Here is a 17497-nt window from a genome sequence, read left to right as displayed (position 1 = left end):
GTCAGGCAGGGGCCTTCACGACACCTGGATCCACTTCGCCTCCGACGGGATGCCGTCGGCGTCCGTCACGAAGAGCATGTACCAGCCCGGCGGCACGAGTGTCCGGTCCTCCGGTACGTCGACGGTGACCGTCATGCCGTCCTGGCCCTTCGTCAGGTCGAGCTTCACGGACCGCTGTTCGACGTCCGTCGTGTGCGTGACCGCGCTGGGCCGCATGAGCCGCGCCTCCGCGATCCGCCCGGCGTCCTTCGTCTTGAAGGTGGCGCGGCCGTTCTGGTCGAGCTCCGGCGAGCCCTCGCCGAGGACGGGCCGGTCGGCGCCCGCCCTGTGGAGGTAGGGCGGGGTGAAGACCTCGACGCGCTGCTCGAAGTCGCCGAGCTTGGTGTTGTCCTTGTCGCCGAAGAGCGGGTCGGAGCCGAAGGTGGCCACCCGCCCGTCGGGCAGCAGCAGCGCCTCGGAGTGGTAGTTGCGGCCGACGGTGGGTTCGGCGGCCTCGGTGAAGGCGTTGGTCTTCGGGTCGTAGAACTGCGCCTTGAGGATGTCGCTGCCGCTGCGGCCCCGGTACTGCTCCGATCCCCCGGTGGTGAAGACGGTGTCGTCGGGCAGCAGGACGCTGCTGAGGTAGCGGGTGCCCTGCGGGAGCGCCGGGCCCTCCTTGAAGACGGGGCTGTCCTGGGAGACGTCGACGATCGACGTACGGGCGGTGGACTTCGGGGACTCTCCGACCCCGCCGCCGCCGAGGACCATGATCTTCTGGCTCTGGACGGGCGGCAGCATGACGGAGGAGGAGGTCTCCAGCTGGTCGGGGGCGGTGAGGCCGCCGAGCTTGGTGAAGGTGTTCTTCTTCAGGTCCCAGAGGCCCGGTTCGCGGCCCTTCTCGGCGGGGCCGTAGCCCGCGTTGGAGCCGGTGTAGAGGACCTTCCCGCCCTGGGTGAGGAAGAGGGAGGGGTAGGTGGGGAAGTAGCGGAAGGGGCCCTTGGTCCACTTCTTCGTCTCGGGGTCGTAGTACTCGTTGTCGCCGGGGACGACGTCGCCGACGTCGTTGAGTCCGGAGACGGCGAGGACCTTGCCGTCCTGGAGGGTGAGGAGGGTCGGGTACCAGCGGGCGTCCCGCATGGGGGCGACGGGCACGTACTTCTCGGCGCGGGGGTCGAACTCGTACGCCCCCTTGATGCCCTGGAAGTCCTGCTTCTCGGTGGTGAGCTTCTGCGCGAGCCCGTAGACGTTGTCGGCGTCGTCGCCCTTGAGCCCGACCACCTCGTACTGCGCGGCCTCGGTGGTGAGGGCCTGTGGGCCCGCCTTCCGCGCCTCGACGAAGACGCGGGACTCGGCGGCGGTGACCTTCGTCTTCCACGGCTTCATCTGGCCGCTGTTGAAGTACGAGATCTCGAACTCGCGCTTCGCCTTGGGGACGGTCACGTCGAACTTGGAGACGTACTCGACCCCGGAAGGCGAGCGGAAGACGGTGCCCTTCTTGAGGGTGACGGCCTTGTCGGGGCTCTCGTTCTTGACCCGCATGCCGCCGCCCGCCTTCGCCACCTCGTCGCCGAGGACCTCGTACCGGGCGGTCCCGCCGGCCACGAGCAGCCGCCCGTCGGGGAGTTGGGTGTGTCCGGAGCAGAAGAAGTCCTCGGGGGTGGGGATCTTCTTGAAGGTGTTCTTCACCGGGTCCCAGAGGATGGACTCGAAGGTGCCGGCGTCGAAGTTCTTCTGGTCGTTGCCGGAGCCGGCGATGAGCAGCACCTTGCCGGTGTGCAGGAGGGCCGCGTGGATCGCGTTGATCCGGTACTCCTCGGGGACGTTCACCTCCTCCCAGGAGCCGAACTGCCGCTTGTACTCGGGCTGGGCGATCTTGTAGGCGTGGTACTTCTCCTCGGCGAACGAGACGGCCGCGGGGGCGTTGAGCGCCGCGAGGACGACGACCGCCCCGCTGCCGAACAGGGTCTTCTTGAACTTCTTCGACGGCCGGTAGGCCATGGCTCAGTTCCCTCCGGTCGTCGTGGGAGCGGGGGTCGCGGGCGCGATGGGGCTGATCGCCGTGACGGGGGTCGTCTGGGGCGCGGTGTCGACGGCCACGGCCACGGCCGAGGCGGCGGCGGAGGCGCGGCGCCTGTCCCGTACGGTCGTGAACGCCCAGAGGGTGACCGGGGCCAGGGCGACGACGAGGGCGAGGGACGCCCAGGTGCGCATGGCCGCGTGGGTGTGGCCGTAGTGGACGGAGGCCACGAGCGAGGCGACGAGGACCACCGCCCAGTAGAGGTGGATGCGGAAGGTGAGGACCCGGTCGGGGCTGGCCTGGCCGCCCTTGGGGGTGACGACGAACCGGCCGCGGGTGCGGAGGAACGCCGAGCCGAGGGACTTGAGGTAGATGGGCGCGGAGAGCGCGGACATCGCCATGCCGGCGAGGCCGCCGGAGCCCTCGGGTTCGTGGGGCGAGACGTTGTGGCGCCGGTTCCAGAGGTAGAGCCCGATCTGGAGGGCGACGGCGTCGCTGTAGATCATGAGCCAGACCGAGGTGGAGACCTGGGTGCCGGAGGCGCCGAGCCACAGGTAGAGGACGCAACTGAGCACGCCGAGCAGCCAGTTGACGGCGGTCATCGGGTAGTAGACGAGCATCAGCGTGTAGTTGAGGAAGCGGCCCGGAGGGGTGCGGAAAGGGGCCTTCCAGAACTGCTTGAGGATGGTCTCGTACGTGCCCCGGGACCAGCGGAGCTGCTGGGTGAAGAAGTCCGTCCAGGAGGCCGGGCCCTCGCCGACGGCGAGGACGTCGGGGGTGTAGACCGAACGCCAGAAGTGCCCGGTGCGCGGGTTCTTCCTGCGGTGCAGTTCGAAGCCGGTGGCCATGTCCTCGGTGATGGAGTCGTACAGGCCGCCGATCTGCTTCAGGGCGGCGATCCGGACGACGTTGTTGGTGCCGACGAACATGGGGGCGCGGTAGCGGTTCCCGGCCCGCTGGATGAGGGCGTGGAAGAGGAACTGCTGCGACTCGGCGGCCTTGGTGACGAGGTTGTCGTAGTTGCCGTACACCTGGGGGCCGACGACGAAGGCGATGTCCGGGTCGCGGAAGTAACCGAGCATGCGCTCCAGGAAGTTGGGGAGCGGGACGTGGTCGGTGTCGACGGAGGCGAAGAAGTCGTAGGCGTCTCCGTGCATGGCGAGCCAGGCGTTGTAGTTGCCGTGCTTGGTCTTCGCCTTGTGGGCGCCCTTCCTGCGGTTCCACTCGGGGACGCCGGCCCGGGTGAAGTGGCGTACGCCGAGTTCGGCGCAGAGGGCCTTCGCCTCGGGGGCGTCGCCCTCGTCGAGGAGCCAGACGTCGAGGGGTCCGTCGTGGCGGATCCGTACGGCGCCTTCGAGGGTGCCGCGGACCATGGAGAGCGGCTCCTTGCCGGGGACGTACGTCGTGAGGAACGCGACGCGGGTGCCGGGCTCGGCGCGGACCGGTACGGGGTCGCGGGCGACCATGGTGGCGTGGGCGATCGACGTGACGTTCACCAGCATGAAGAAGCAGATGAGGCCGATCGACACGAGCATGACGGTGTCGAGGTGGACGAGCCAGGCGTCGCCGCCCTCGCGGACGGTCCAGTGGCTGGGCCAGACGAGATAGGCGAGGAGCAGCGCCGAGAGCACCGGCGCGAGGCTCATCAGGAGGACCGCTCGTATTCGGTGCGGCTCCTTCGACAGCAGACTTCGGTACTGCACCGTGTACGCCGCGGCCGCCGGGTCCGGGTCCGTGAGGGGACCGGCGAGTCGGCTGTAGGTGTCGTAGTCGTAGCCTCCCGGCCGCACGGTGCCTCCAGCTGTCGTCGAACGGGTCGATAACCCCACAAAAAGGGCAAAACACCGGCGTGTCGACTGGAGTCGTCCGAGCGAGCGTTTTTACCGACCGCGACCACTCTGTCGACGCAGTGTGTACGTGAAGGCCTTCCGGGCGACCGGGTTCAGCTCCTCGACGGCCGCCATCAGGGCGCCGAGCTGTTCGAGCGCGGCGAAGGCGGCCTCCGCCCCGCCGGGGTCCACGCCCTCGTACAGTTCGAGCCCGACGAAGGAGGCGGCGACCGCGCGGGCGAGCCCGGCGGGGTCGGTGAACTCGGCGAGCGGGGTCCCGGCGAGGACCCGGCCGATCACCTGCTCGATCTCGGCGATCCAGAGGTCGAGACCGACGGCCGTGGGCCGGGCGAGCCGGGGGTGCGCCTGCGCGCCCGCGAGCAGCTGGCCGAGGAAGTCGACGTGGCCCGCCTCGCGCTCCTCCTCGTGCAGCGCGCGCCCGAAGGCGAGCAGCTCGGAGAAGCTGTCGATGCCCGCGAGCCGCTCGCGGTGGCGGGCGACGCGCAGCTCGGCGCCGCGCCGGCAGGCGGCGACGAGGAGCTCGTCGACGGTGCCGAAGTGGTAGAAGACCAGGGCCTGGTTGACGCCCGCGGCGCTCGCGATGGCCCGGGCGGACGCCTTGCCGATGCCCTGCTCGACGAGCGTACGCAGGGCGCCGTCAAGCAACTTGTCGCGGGTCTCCTGGCTACGGGCTTCCTGCGCACCGGACTTACGGCCCGTCAGGTCCTCTCGCATGCCGTACCCCCTCACGCCCGCGCGCGGTGGACGCCCCGTCCGCCGCCGGAGCGGTGGCGCTCCCCCGCGGAGACACCGAGACCGACGGCGGACAGGCCATCCGGCATTTTGAGCGACCGCTCAACATTGCCCACCAGGGAAGTTAGCCCATTTTGAGCAGTCGCTCAACCATCGGCGATCAAGAAACCCCCGCCCCCGTGACGTACACGGAGCCGGGGGTTCGGGGGTTCACGGGAGGGAGCGCCTCAGATCTTGACGGAGTCCTTCGCGGCGTCGCGCGAGGCGGCGACGGCCCGGGCGGCCTCGCCCTTCAGCTTCCGCTCGGCGTAGAAGCCGCCGAAGGGCAGCACCGAGAGGACGAAGTAGAGGGCGGCGGTGCCGAAGCTCCACTTGGTGCGGTTCCAGGCGTCCAGCCAGAAGAGCACGTACAGGACGAAGAGGATGCCGTGGATCGCGCCCATCACCGGCACCGCGTTGAAGTCCGTCGTGCGCTTGAGCACGGAGCAGACGAGCAGCAGGAGGAAGGAGATGGCCTCCGGAGCCGAGACGAGCCGGAGCCGGTGGAGCGAGGAAGCGGTCTTGAGGTCCACGGAGGGGTTCACCTTCGTTCGATCTTGTGAACGGATGCACAAGGAGGGGCCCGTCCATTGTGCACGCCGACTTTGCTGTCTCTTTAGGCGGGGGGCCAGTACCTTCCTCGGGTGGCTACGTTCCGACTCCAAGGCAGCAAAGTGCTCGCCGTCTCCATGACAGGCGACGCCGTCAAGGCGAAGAACGGCTCGATGGTCGCCTACGACGGCCAGATGGCGTTCAAGAAGATGAGCGGGGGCGGTGAGGGTCTGCGGGGCATGGTGACCCGGCGGCTCACCGGAGAGCAGATGGAGGTCATGGAGGTACGCGGCCAGGGGACCTGCTGGTTCGCCGACCGCGCCTCCGAGATCAACCTCGTGTCCCTGCACGGCGACAAGCTCTGGGTCGAGGCGAGCAACCTGCTCTGCACCGACGCCGGACTGCGCACCGGCACCACCTTCACCGGCATGCGCGGCGGCGCCACCGGCAACGGCCTCTTCACGACCACCGTCGAGGGCACGGGCCAGGCGGCGATCATGTCCGACGGCCCGGCGGTGGTGCTGCGGGTGACCCCGCAGTACCCGCTCCAGGTCGACCCGGGGGCGTACATCGCGCACCAGGGCAACCTCCAGCAGCACTTCCAGTCGGGTGTGACCTTCCGCACGCTGATGGGCGAGGGCGGCGGCGAGGCGTTCCAGATCCGCTTCGAGGGGGACGGCCTCGTGTACGTCCAGCCGAGCGAGCGGAACACGATCGGGGGCGATGTCTGATGCCGTTCCGCGAGGTCAACTCGAAGATGGTCGAGGCGACGGTCATTCCCGGACAGCGCATGTTCAGTCAGCGCGGCGCGATGCTCGCGTACCGCGGAGACGTCAGTTTCACGCCGAACATGTCGGGCGGTCAGGGCGGCCTGATGTCGATGATCGGCCGCCGCGTGGCCGGCGAGGCGACGCCGCTGATGACGGTCGAGGGCAACGGCACGGTGATGTTCGGGCACGGCGGCCACCACATCCAGGTGATCGCCCTGACCGGCGACACCCTGTACGTGGAGGCCGACCGGCTCCTCGCCTTCGACGGCACCCTGGAGCAGGGCACGATGTTCATGGGCTCGCAGGGCGGGGTCATGGGCATGGTCCGCGGCCAGGTGACCGGCCAGGGCCTCTTCACCACCACGCTCAGGGGCCACGGCTCGGTGGCCGTCATGGCGCACGGCGGGGTCATCGAGCTGCCGATCAGCCCCGGCCGCCCGGTCCACGTCGACCCGCAGGCGTACGTGGCCCACCACGGCGACGTGCGGAACAAGCTGTCCACCGCGCTCGGCTGGCGCGACATGGTGGGGCGCGGCTCCGGCGAGGCCTTCCAGCTGGAGCTGAGCGGCAGCGGCGCGGTGTACGTCCAGGCCTCGGAGGAGAAGCTGTGAGCACCCCGGTGATCCACGACCCGACGACGCTTCCGTCGGACGACAACGTGAACCCGTACACCTTCTGCGTGGAGCTCAAGGGCTCCCAGTGGTTCCTGCAGAAGGGCAAGATGATCGCCTACTACGGGCGGATCGAGTTCAACGGCATCGGGCACGGGCGGCTCGACCGGCTGGTCAGGACGGCCTTCCACTCGCCGCTGCACGCGAGCGACTGGGTGGTCGCGGAGGGCAGCGGGAAGATGCTGCTCGCGGACCGGGCCTTCGACGTGAACTCGTACGACCTGGACGAGGGCAACCTGACGATCCGCTCGGGCAATCTGCTCGCGTACCAGCCGACGCTGGCGCTGAAGCAGTCGATCGTGCCGGGGTTCGTGACGCTGATCGGCACGGGGAAGTTCGTGGCCGCGTCGAACGGTCCGGTGGTCTTCATGGAGCCGCCGCTGCGGGTGGACCCGCAGGCGCTGGTCGGCTGGGCGGACTGCCCCTCGCCCTGTCACCATTACGACCACGGGTACATGACGGGTGTCATGGGTGGCGTACGGGCCCTGACGGGGATCGGCGGCACCTCCGGCGAGGAGCACCAGTTCGAGTTCGTCGGTGCCGGCACGGTGCTGCTCCAGTCGACGGAGCTGCTGATGCCGGAGCGGGCGGTCGGCGGGCCTCCGGCGCAGGCGGGCGTCCCGGGCCAGCACGCACCGCACGGTTCCGGCCAGGCGGTGCAGGGGTCGGTACCGCGCCTTCCCGGCCAGCTCGGCGACCTCCAGCGTCGCTTCGGGTTGTGAGCGGTAATCTGCGGAAAGTGACGTCCTCGAACGCACACTCCCAGACTTCGTCCACAATTCAACTTCTTAGGTAGAATCGATTCATGGAGACCGAGAAGGCCGAGACGGCCACCCCGTGGCTCAGTGACGGCGAGCAGTGCGCCTGGCGCACGTTCCTGGACGTGCAGCGCATGCTCACGTACCAGATGGAGCGGGATCTCCAGCCCTTCGGCCTGACGATGAACGACTACGAGATCCTCGTGAACCTCTCGGAGGCGCCCGACCGGCGGCTGCGGATGAGCGACCTCGCGACCGCCACCCTCCAGTCGAAGAGCCGGCTCTCCCACCAGATCACCCGCATGGAGAACGCCGGACTCGTCCGGCGCGAGAACTGCGAGTCCGACCGGCGCGGGCTCTACACGGTCCTCACCGACGCGGGCATGGACACCATGCGCAAGGTCGCCCCGCACCACGTCGAGTCGGTCCGCCGGCACTTCATCGACCAGCTGAGCGGTGAGGCCCTCGACGGGCTCCACCAGTCGCTCAAGCCGGTCGCGGAGCAGCTGCGCGGCCTGCGCGGCAAGCCGTAGCTCCCGTCGCGCACGACAGACACGAGGAAGGGCCTCCCCGGACGACCGGGGAGGCCCTTCTCGTACGTCTCCGAGCGGCTCGGCCCTCAGTTGCCCGTCAGGCTCGCGATCAGCTCGTCCGAGGCCGCGTACGGGTCGAGCTCGCCCCCGACGATCCGCTCGGCCAGCGCGTCGAGGCGGCGGTCCCCGTGGAGGACGCCGATCCGCTCGCGCAGGGCCGTGATCGTGATGGTCTCCACCTCGCGGGCGGCACGGGACCGGCGGCGCTCCGCCAGGACCCCGTGCTCCTCCATCCAGGCGCGGTGCTTCTCCAGGGCCTCCACGACCTCGTCGACGCCCTCGCCGCGCGCCGCGACCGTCTTGACGATCGGCGGCCGCCAGTCACCGGCCCCGCGCGCCTCGCCGAGGCCCAGCATGTGGTTGAGCTCGCGGGCGGTGGCGTCCGCCCCGTCCCGGTCGGCCTTGTTCACCACGTACAGGTCACCGATCTCCAGGATGCCCGCCTTCGCGGCCTGGATCCCGTCGCCCATGCCCGGCGCGAGGAGGACGACCGAGGTGTCGGCCTGCGAGGCGATCTCCACCTCGGACTGCCCGACGCCGACGGTCTCCACGAGGATCACCTCGCAGCCGGCCGCGTCGAGGACGCGGATGGCCTGCGGGGCGGACCAGGCGAGGCCGCCCAGGTGGCCGCGGGTGGCCATGGAGCGGATGTAGACGCCCGGGTCGGAGGCGTGCTCCGACATCCGGACCCGGTCGCCGAGCAGCGCGCCGCCGCTGAACGGCGAGGACGGGTCGACGGCGAGGACGCCGACCCGCTTGCCCGCCCGCCGGTAGGCGGTCACGAGCGCGGAGGTCGACGTGGACTTGCCGACGCCGGGCGAGCCGGTCAGGCCCACCACGTAGGCGTTGCCGGTCAGCGGCGCGAGCGCCGCCATCACCTCGCGCAGCTGCGGGGACGCCCCCTCCACGAGCGAGATCAGCCGGGCCACTGCCCTCGGCCTGCCCTCGCGCGCCTGGGCGACGAGTGCGGGGACGTCCACCATCTTTCGCTGCTCCTTGGTTCGGTGCTGCCTACGCCGTAAGGCTGCCTACGCCGTACTGCCGGTGATTACTTGCCGTTGCCGGGCACGCGCACGATGAGCGCGTCGCCCTGCCCGCCGCCGCCGCAGAGGGCCGCCGCGCCGACGCCGCCGCCGCGCCGCTTGAGCTCCAGGGCGAGGTGGAGGACGACACGGGCGCCGGACATGCCGATCGGGTGACCGAGGGCGATGGCGCCGCCGTTGACGTTCACCTTCTCGGGGGTCACGCCGAGGTCCTTCATTGACTGCACGGAGACCGCGGCGAAGGCCTCGTTGATCTCGATGAGGTCGAGGTCCTCGACGCCCAGGCCCTCCTTCTTGAGGGCGTGCAGGATCGCGTTGGACGGCTGCGACTGGAGCGAGTTGTCCGGGCCCGCCACGTTGCCGTGGGCGCCGATCTCGGCGATCCACTCCAGGCCGAGCTCCTCCGCCTTGGCCTTGCTCATCACGACGACGGCGGCGGCGCCGTCGGAGATCTGCGAGGAGGTGCCGGCGGTGATGGTGCCGTCCTTGGCGAAGGCCGGGCGGAGCTTGCCGAGGGACTCGACGGTCGTCTCGGCGCGGATGCCCTCGTCCTTGGCGAAGATCACCGGGTCGCCCTTGCGCTGCGGGATCTCGACCGGGGTGATCTCGGCCTCGAAGATGCCGTTCTTCTGCGCGGCGGCGGCGCGCTGGTGCGACAGCGCGGCGATCTCGTCCTGCTCCGGGCGCTGGATGCCCAGGCGGGTGTTGTGCTTCTCGGTGGACTCGCCCATCGCGATGGACTCGAAGGCGTCGGTGAGGCCGTCGTACGCCATGTGGTCGAGCATCTCGATCGCGCCGTACTTGAAGCCCTCGCGGGACTTCGGCAGCAGGTGCGGGGCGTTGGTCATGGACTCCTGGCCGCCGGCCACGACGATGTCGAACTCGCCGGCGCGGATCAGCTGGTCGGCGAGCGCGATGGCGTCGAGACCGGAGAGACACACCTTGTTGATGGTGAGCGCCGGGACGTTCATCGGGATGCCGGCCTTGACGGCCGCCTGGCGGGCGGGGATCTGCCCGGCACCCGCCTGGAGCACCTGGCCCATGATCACGTACTGGACCTGGTCGCCGCCGATGCCGGCCCGGTCGAGCGCGGCCTTGATGGCGAATCCGCCCAGGTCGGCGCCGGAGAAGGACTTGAGCGAGCCGAGAAGGCGACCCATGGGCGTGCGGGCGCCCGCGACGATCACTGAGGTGGTACCGGTCGTTCCAGACATGAGGCACGGCCCCTTGGGATGAGAGGTGAACGAGGGTTTACCGCCAATGTACTGAGGGGCGCGCCACGTGGTCACCGGCCTGCCGGTGTGATCGCACACACGTTGCGTAACCACCTCTCCGCACGCTGCACTAGGGCCATGCTGACGCGTATCGATCACATCGGAATCGCCTGTCACGACCTCGACAAGACCGTCGAGTTCTACCGGGCGACGTACGGGTTCGAGGTCTACCACTCCGAGGTCAACGAGGAGCAGGGCGTCCGCGAGGCCATGCTCAAGATCAACGGGACCTCCGACGGCGGGGCCTCCTACCTCCAGCTCCTGGAGCCCACCCGCGAGGACTCCGCGGTCGGCAAGTGGCTGGCGAAGAACGGCGAGGGCGTCCACCACATCGCCTTCGGCACGGAGGACGTCGACGGGGACTCCGAGGCCATCCGCGGCAAGGGCGTCCGCGTCCTCTACGACGAGCCGCGCATCGGCTCCATGGGCTCCCGCATCACCTTCCTGCACCCCAAGGACTGCCACGGCGTCCTGACGGAACTGGTCACCTCGGCGCCCGCCTCCGCTGACCACTCCTCAGCCGAGCACTGACCTCCGTATTCCCGGCCCGGTAGAGTGGGCGGCTCCGGGCCGGGGCCGGTCGGGGCCGCTCGTGCGGCATCGAAGTCGGGATGTCGGGGTCGTCCGATCTGCCACGATTCCCCGGGGGTCCGTCCTCGTCCGTGAGGACGGTGCTCGTTGTTGCGATCAGGGACGGTGCCCCCTGCTCGTAGAGCTTGGGGAAGGATGGACCGCGCAGTGCGGGGCTACGAACGCCAGGAGAGCCACCGAGCTGAAGACGACCATCTCGCCCGGTTCGAAGCCGAGATGGACCGGCTGAAGACCGAACGCGAGAAGGCCGTCCAGCACGCCGAGGACCTCGGTTACCAGGTCGAGGTCTTGCGCGCCAAGCTCCACGAGGCGCGCCGCACGATCGCGTCACGGCCCGCTTACGACAGCGCGGACATCGGCTACCAGGCCGAGCAGATGCTGCGCAACGCGCAGGCGCAGGCCGAACAGCTCCGCCAGGACGCCGAGCGGGAGCTGCGCGACGCGCGCGCCCAGACGCAGCGCATCCTCCAGGAGCACGCCGAGCACCAGGCCCGTCTCCAGGCCGAGCTGCACACCGAGGCCGTCCAGCGCCGTCAGCAGCTGGACCAGGAGCTGAACGAGCGCCGCCAGACCGTCGAGGCCCACGTCAACGAGAACGTGGCCTGGGCCGAGCAGCTCCGTGCCCGTACGGAGTCCCAGGCCCGCCGCCTCATGGAGGAGTCCCGCGCGGAGGCCGAGCAGGCCCTCGCCGCCGCCCGCGCCGAGGCCACCCGGCTCGCCGAGGAGACCAGCCGTCGCGTCGGCACCGAGGCCGAGGCCGCCCGTGCCGAGGCCGAGGCGATCCTCCAGCGCGCCCGCAAGGACGCCGAGCGGCTCCTGGGCGCCGCGTCCAGCCAGGCCCAGGAGGCCACCACCCACGCCGAGCAGCTCCGCTCGACGACCACCGCCGAGACCGACCAGGCCCGCCGCCAGGCCACCGAGCTCTCCCGCGCCGCCGAGCAGCGCGTCCAGGAGGCCGAGGAGAAGCTGCGGCTCGCCCGCGCCGAGGCCGAGAAGACCCTCGCGGAGGCCAAGGAGGCCGCCGCCAAGCAGATCTCCTCCGCCGAGTCCGTCAACGAGCAGCGCACCCGTACGGCCAAGACCGAGATCGCCCGGCTCGTCGGCGAGGCCACCAAGGAGGCCGAGGCCCTCAAGGGCGAGGCCGAGGAGAAGCTCCGCGAGGCGACCGCCGAGGCCGAGAAGCTGGTCACGGAAGCCGCCGAGAAGGCCCGTACGGCCGTCGCGGAGGACTCCGCCGCCGCGCTCGCCAAGGCCGCCCGCAGCGCCGAGGAGATCCTCACCAAGGCGTCCGACGACGCCCGCGAGACCACCCGCAAGGCCTCCGAGGAGGCCGAGCGGATCCGCCGCGAGGCCGAGACCGAGATGGACCGGCTGCGGACGCTCGCCGAGGAGCAGGCCGACGAGCTGCTCGGTTCGGCGAAGGACGACACCAAGGAGTACCGCGCCAAGACGGTCGAGCTCCAGGAGGAGGCCCGCCGCCTGCGCGGCGAGGCCGAGCAGCTGCGCGCCGAGGCCGTCGCCGAGGGCGAGCGGATCCGGGGCGAGGCCCGCCGCGAGGCCCTCCAGCAGATCGAGGAGGCGGCGAAGACCGCCGAGGAGCTCCTCACCAAGGCCCGCACGGACGCCGACGAGCTGCGCACCAAGGCCGGCACGGAGAGCGACCGGGTCAAGGCCGAGGCCGTCGAGCGCGCCCAGACGCTCCGCGCCCAGGCCGAGGAGACCCTGGAGCGGACCCGCGCCGAGGCCGAGCGGCTGCGCGCCGAGGCCGAGGAGCAGGCCGAGGCCGTCAAGGAGGCGGCCGAGAAGGACGCCGCCGGGCTGCGCGCCGACGCCGAGCGCGCCGCCGAGGCCCGCCGGACGGAGGCCGCGGAGGAGCTGGCCCGGCTGCACGCCGAGGCCGAGGCGAAGGTCGCGGCGGCCGGCGAGGAGCTGACCGACGCCCGCGCCGAGAGCGAGCTGATGCGGCGGGAGGCCGCCGACGAGACCGAGCGGCTGCGGACCGAGGCCGCCGAGCGCATCCGCAACCTCGGCGAGCAGGCCGAGCAGGAGGCCGAGCGGCTGCGCGCCGAGGCCGCCGAGGACGCGGCGACGACCCGTACCGAGGCCGAGACCGCCTCCGGGCGCCTCCGTACCGAGGCCGCCGAGGAGGCCGAGCGGCTCAGGAGCGAGGCGCAGGAGACCGCCGACCGGGTGCGCGCGGAGGCCGCCGCCGCGGCCGAGCGGGTGGCCGCCGAGGCCGCCGAGGCGCTCGCCGCCGCGCAGGAGGAGGCCAACCGGCGCCGCCGCGAGGCCGAGTCGACCCTCGAATCGGCCCGTACCGAGGCCGGCCGGGAGCGCGAGCTCGCCCGCGAGCAGTCCGAGGAGCTCCTCGCCGCCGCCCGCAAGCGGGTCGAGGAGGCGCAGGCCGAGGCCCAGCGCCTGGTCGAGGAGGCGGACACCCGCGCGACCGAGATGGTCGCCACCGCCTCGCGGGCCGCCCAGGAGGTACGGGACTCGGTCGCCGGTCTGCGCGAGCAGGCCGAGGAGGAGATCACCGGGCTCCGCAGCGCCGCCGAGCACGCGGCGGAGCGCACGCGCACCGAGGCGCAGGAGGAGGCGGACCGGGTCCGCACCGACGCGTACGAGGAGCGGGAGCGGGCCTCCGAGGACGCCGCCCGGGTCCGGGCGCGCGCCGAGGAGGAGTCCGAGGCCGCGAAGGCGCTGGCCGAGCGGACGGTCGCGGACGCGATCGCCGAGTCCGAGAAGCTGCGCTCCGACACCGCCGAGTACGCCCAGCGGGTACGCACCGAGGTGACGGACTCGCTGGCCTCGGCGGAACAGGACGCGGCCCGTACGCGGGCGGACGCCCGCGAGGACGCGAACCGCATCCGTTCCGAGGCCGCCGAGCGCGCCGAGACGACGGTGGGCGAGGCGCGCGCGGAGGCGGAGCGGATCGCCGCGGAGGCCGCCGAGGTCCTGGAGACCGCCGGGCAGGACGCACAGCGTCTCCGTACCGAGGCCGAGCAGGTCAAGGCCGACGGCGAGGCCCACGCCGAAGCGCTGCGCGAGGCCGCCATCGCCGAGGGCGAGCAGGTCCTCGACGAAGCCCGCCAGGCCGCCGACAAGCGCCGCGCGGACGCCGCCGAACAGGCCGACACCCTCGTCGGCGAAGCACGCGCCGAAGCCGAACGGATCGCCGCCGAGGCCGCCGAGCTCCGCGAGACCACCGAGCGGGAGGCCGAACGCCTCCGCGCCGAGGCCGAGCAGGTCAAGACCGACGGCGAGGCCCACGCGCAGGCCCTGCGCAACGCGGCCCTCGCCGACGCCGACCAGACCATGGACGAGGCCCGGAAGGCGGCCGACAAGCGGCGTTCCGACGCCGCCGAACAGGCCGACACCCTCGTGGGCGAGGCCACGGCCGAGGCCGAGCGGATCGTCAACGAGGCCGCCGAGCTGGCCGATTCGGTCGGCGCGGAAGCCCGTACCGAGGCGTCACGGACCGTCGACGCCGCCTCGGAGGAGGCCGAACGGCTGCGCGCCGAGGGCGCGGAGGCGCTCGCGGCGGCCCAGCAGGACGCCGAGCGGATCCGTGCCGAGTCGGAGCGGGTCAAGGCCGACGCCGAGGCGGCGGCCGAGCAGATGCGCGCGGAGGCCCGCGAGGAGGCGGACCGGACGCTCGACGAGGCCCGCGAGGCCGGCGCCCGGAAGCGTTCCGACGCGGCCGAGCAGGCGGACCAGCTCGTCGCCAAGGCCCAGGAGGAGGCGCTGCGCGCCACCACCGAGGCCGAGACGCAGGCGGACACGATGGTCGGCGCGGCCCGCAAGGAGGCCGAGCGGATCGTCGCCGAGGCGACCGTCGAGGGCAACTCCCTGGTGGAGAAGGCCCGCGCGGACGCCGACGAGCTGCTCGTCGGCGCGCGCAGCGACGCGACCGCCATAAGGGAGCGCTCGGAGGAGCTGCGCGGCCGCGTCGAGGGCGAGATCGAGGAACTGCACGACCGGGCGCGGCGCGAGACGGCCGAGCAGATGAAGACGGCCGGCGAGCGCGTCGACAAGCTGGTCACGGCCGCCACCGAACAGCGCGCCGAGGCCGAGGAGAAGGCGAAGGAACTGGTCTCCGAGGCCAGTTCGGAGGCGAGCAAGGTCCGGATCGCCGCGGTCCGCAAGGCGGAGGCGCTCCTCAAGGAGGCCGAGCAGAAGAAGGCCTCGCTCGTCGCGGAGGCCGAGGCCATCAAGGCGGAGGCCGAGCGCATCCGCGCCGAGGCCGAGGCCGAGGCCGAGCGGACCGTCGAGGAGGGCAAGCGGGAGCTGGGCACCCTCGTGCGCAGGCGCGAGGACATCAATGCCGAGATCTCCCGTGTCCAGGACGTGCTGGAGGCGTTGGAATCTTTCGAGACACCCTCCGGGGGCACGAAGGATGGGGTCAGGGCGGGAGCGTCGACCGGCGTCACTCGTTCGGGTGGCAAGAGCCAGGACGGCTAGCCACTCAAAAGGCTGGACATTCTCCAGATCAAACGGGCATACGCTCGATGACACGCCGCTTCGGCCCCTAGGATTCCCTCTATCACCTCACCGGTCTCATTCGACAGGAAACCCATGAGCGACACATCCTCCCCCTTCGGCTTCGAGCTCGTGCGGCGTGGTTACGACCGCGGTCAGGTGGACGACCGCATTACGAAGCTCGTGTCCGACCGCGACAGCGCGCTCTCCCGCATCACCTCGCTGGAGAAGCGCATCGAGGAACTCCACCTCGAGACGCAGAACGCCCAGGCGCAGGTCACCGACGCCGAGCCGTCGTACGCGGGCCTCGGCGCCCGGGTCGAGAAGATCCTCCGGCTGGCCGAGGAGGAGGCGAAGGACCTGCGCGAGGAGGCCCGTCGCGCCGCCGAGCAGCACCGCGAGCTGGCCGAGTCGGCCGCCCAGCAGGTGCGCAACGACGCGGAGAACTTCGCGGCGGAGCGGAAGTCGAAGGCCGAGGACGAGGGCGTCCGGATCGTCGAGAAGGCGCAGGGCGAGGCCAACTCGCTGCGTGCCGAGGCGCAGAAGGACGCGCAGTCGAAGCGCGAGGAGGCGGACGCCCTCTTCGAGGAGACCCGCGCCAAGGCCGCCCAGGCCGCCGCGGACTTCGAGACCAACCTGGCGAAGCGTCGGGAGCAGTCGGAGCGGGACCTGGCCTCGCGTCAGGCGAAGGCCGAGAAGCGCCTCGCGGAGATCGAGCACCGCGCCGAGCAGCTCCGCCTGGAGGCCGAGAAGCTGCGCACGGACGCGGAGCGTCGTGCCCGTCAGACGGTGGAGACCGCGCAGCGCCAGGCCGAGGACATCGTGGCCGACGCGAACGCGAAGGCCGACCGCATCCGCAGCGAGTCGGAGCGTGAGCTCGCGGCCCTGACGAACCGCCGCGACTCGATCAACGCCCAGCTGACCAACGTCCGCGAGATGCTGGCCACCCTCACGGGTGCCGCTGTCGCGGCCGCCGGCTCCCCGATCGACGACGAGCGCGCGGCCGGCGTCCCGGCCCAGCAGTCCCGTTGACGAACCGGGCCCGCTGACCAACCCGGCCCGTTGACGCACCCGGTCGCGAGCAGCCCCGTGGGCGAACCGGTCGTGAACAGCTGAAGAGCGGTGCGCGAACCCCCTGTCACTCCGGTGGCGGGGGGTTTTGCGCACCTTTAGGTTGGTACGCATGATCGAGCTTGAGGGCCTCACCAAGCGATACGGCACGAAGACGGCGGTCGACCATCTCTCCTTCCAGGTCCGCCCGGGTGTCGTGACGGGCTTCCTCGGGCCGAACGGGGCGGGCAAGTCGACGACGATGCGGATGATGCTCGGCCTGGACAACCCGACGAGCGGGCGGGTCCGGATCGACGGCAAGCACTACCGGGAGCTCGACGAGCCCCTGAAGTACATCGGGGCGCTGCTCGACGCCAAGGCGATGCACGGCGGCCGGTCCGCGTACAACAACCTGCTGTGCCTCGCGCAGTCCAACCGGATCCCGACGAGCCGGGTGGGCGAGGTGCTCGACCTGGTGGGTCTGACGCAGGTCGCGAAGAAGAAGTCGAAGGGCTTCTCCCTCGGCATGGGCCAGCGGCTCGGCATCGCCTCGGCGCTGCTCGGCGATCCCGAGATCCTGATGTTCGACGAACCCGTCAATGGTCTGGACCCCGAGGGAATTCACTGGATCCGCAATCTGATGAAGGCGCTCGCCGCCGAAGGGCGGACGATCTTCGTCTCCAGCCATCTGATGAGCGAAATGGCCCTGACGGCCGACCACCTGATCGTGATCGGGCAGGGAAAACTTCTCGCCGACACCTCGATGGCCGATTTCATCCAGCAGAATTCGCGGAGTTTCGTACGGCTTCGCTCCCCGCAGCAGGAACGGCTGCGGGACGTTCTGTACGCGAACGGCTTCATCGTCGTCGAGGCCGGCAACGGCACCCTTGAGGTCGACGGGGCGAGCACGGAGAAGCTGGGCGAGCTGGCGGCGGCCAACGGGCTCGTGCTGCACGAGCTGAGCGCCCAGCGGGCCTCCCTCGAAGAAGCGTTCATGCAGATGACGGCCGGTGCGGTGGAGTACCACGCGCACGGCACCGACGTGGGGGCCCAGGCGGCTCCCGGCCCCCGGTGGGGCTCGACCTCCGAGGGAGCCTGA

14 protein-coding genes are annotated in these 17497 nt (G+C 71.1%); 8 read left to right on the top strand and 6 right to left on the bottom strand.

Features of this window, described 5'->3' with window-relative positions; translation table 11 throughout:
- Nucleotides 1-15: 15 nt before the first annotated feature.
- From ACFC0Z_RS12695 to ACFC0Z_RS12680, 4 genes are all read right to left on the bottom strand, one after another.
- Nucleotides 16-1977 (bottom strand): galactose oxidase-like domain-containing protein, encoded by a 1962-nt coding sequence (locus ACFC0Z_RS12695; RefSeq protein WP_376435968.1) that lies wholly within the window; start codon nucleotides 1975-1977, stop codon nucleotides 16-18.
- A gap of 3 nt (nucleotides 1978-1980) precedes the next feature.
- Entirely contained in the window at nucleotides 1981-3786 is a 1806-nt protein-coding gene (locus tag ACFC0Z_RS12690; RefSeq protein ID WP_376435965.1) for a glycosyltransferase family 2 protein, read from the bottom strand.
- Nucleotides 3787-3876: 90 nt separating this feature from the next.
- The gene (locus ACFC0Z_RS12685) at nucleotides 3877-4560 is read right to left on the bottom strand and encodes a TetR/AcrR family transcriptional regulator (RefSeq protein ID WP_376435962.1); all 684 of its coding nucleotides are present in this window, start codon (nucleotides 4558-4560) and stop codon (nucleotides 3877-3879) included.
- A gap of 245 nt (nucleotides 4561-4805) precedes the next feature.
- Nucleotides 4806-5150: a DUF3817 domain-containing protein gene (locus ACFC0Z_RS12680; RefSeq protein ID WP_376435960.1), complete on the bottom strand. Its 345-nt coding sequence runs from the start codon at nucleotides 5148-5150 to the stop codon at nucleotides 4806-4808.
- Nucleotides 5151-5261: 111 nt separating this feature from the next.
- On the opposite strand from ACFC0Z_RS12680, the gene ACFC0Z_RS12675 reads away from it, so the two are divergent.
- From ACFC0Z_RS12675 to ACFC0Z_RS12660, 4 genes are all read left to right on the top strand, one after another.
- Nucleotides 5262-5900 carry an AIM24 family protein gene (locus tag ACFC0Z_RS12675; protein WP_231071665.1) on the top strand — a complete coding sequence of 213 codons (639 nt, stop codon included), beginning with the start codon at nucleotides 5262-5264 and terminating at the stop codon, nucleotides 5898-5900.
- A complete protein-coding gene (locus ACFC0Z_RS12670) occupies nucleotides 5900-6550 on the top strand; it encodes an AIM24 family protein (RefSeq protein WP_376435958.1) in 651 nt (216 codons plus the stop codon). Before ACFC0Z_RS12675 ends, ACFC0Z_RS12670 begins: the two co-directional genes overlap by 1 nt.
- Nucleotides 6547-7332 carry an AIM24 family protein gene (locus tag ACFC0Z_RS12665; RefSeq protein WP_376435956.1) on the top strand — a complete coding sequence of 262 codons (786 nt, stop codon included), beginning with the start codon at nucleotides 6547-6549 and terminating at the stop codon, nucleotides 7330-7332. The genes ACFC0Z_RS12670 and ACFC0Z_RS12665 overlap by 4 nt, the downstream gene beginning before the upstream one ends.
- 83 nt (nucleotides 7333-7415) lie before the next feature.
- Nucleotides 7416-7901 (top strand): MarR family winged helix-turn-helix transcriptional regulator, encoded by a 486-nt coding sequence (locus ACFC0Z_RS12660; RefSeq protein WP_376435953.1) that lies wholly within the window; start codon nucleotides 7416-7418, stop codon nucleotides 7899-7901.
- 86 nt (nucleotides 7902-7987) lie between these two features.
- Here the strand turns inward: ACFC0Z_RS12660 and meaB are convergent, their stop codons facing one another.
- Both meaB and ACFC0Z_RS12650 read right to left on the bottom strand, forming a co-directional pair.
- Nucleotides 7988-8944, bottom strand: coding sequence for a methylmalonyl Co-A mutase-associated GTPase MeaB (gene meaB / locus ACFC0Z_RS12655; RefSeq protein WP_376435950.1), 957 nt, complete (start codon nucleotides 8942-8944; stop codon nucleotides 7988-7990).
- 65 nt (nucleotides 8945-9009) lie between these two features.
- On the bottom strand, nucleotides 9010-10218 hold the full coding sequence (locus tag ACFC0Z_RS12650) for an acetyl-CoA C-acetyltransferase (protein WP_376435947.1): 1209 nt from the start codon (nucleotides 10216-10218) through the stop codon (nucleotides 9010-9012).
- Nucleotides 10219-10356: 138 nt separating this feature from the next.
- On the opposite strand from ACFC0Z_RS12650, the gene mce reads away from it, so the two are divergent.
- The 4 genes from mce to ACFC0Z_RS12630 all read left to right on the top strand — a co-directional run bounded on the left by mce (nucleotide 10357) and on the right by ACFC0Z_RS12630 (nucleotide 17497).
- Nucleotides 10357-10809 (top strand): methylmalonyl-CoA epimerase, encoded by a 453-nt coding sequence (mce, locus tag ACFC0Z_RS12645; RefSeq protein WP_376435945.1) that lies wholly within the window; start codon nucleotides 10357-10359, stop codon nucleotides 10807-10809.
- A gap of 207 nt (nucleotides 10810-11016) precedes the next feature.
- Complete coding sequence (gene scy / locus ACFC0Z_RS12640) at nucleotides 11017-15330, top strand: polarized growth protein Scy (RefSeq protein WP_376436672.1); 4314 nt, start codon at nucleotides 11017-11019, stop codon at nucleotides 15328-15330.
- Between the two features lie 114 nt (nucleotides 15331-15444).
- Nucleotides 15445-16380, top strand: a complete 936-nt coding sequence (locus tag ACFC0Z_RS12635) for a cellulose-binding protein (RefSeq protein WP_360810130.1) — start codon at nucleotides 15445-15447, stop codon at nucleotides 16378-16380.
- 151 nt (nucleotides 16381-16531) lie between these two features.
- Nucleotides 16532-17497, top strand: a complete 966-nt coding sequence (locus ACFC0Z_RS12630) for an ABC transporter ATP-binding protein (RefSeq protein ID WP_376435941.1) — start codon at nucleotides 16532-16534, stop codon at nucleotides 17495-17497.

The sequence above is a fragment of the Streptomyces sp. NPDC056144 genome, assembly GCF_042264145.1.
Classification (GTDB): Bacteria; Actinomycetota; Actinomycetes; order Streptomycetales; family Streptomycetaceae; genus Streptomyces.
This window is presented reverse-complemented; position numbering and strand designations above follow the sequence as displayed.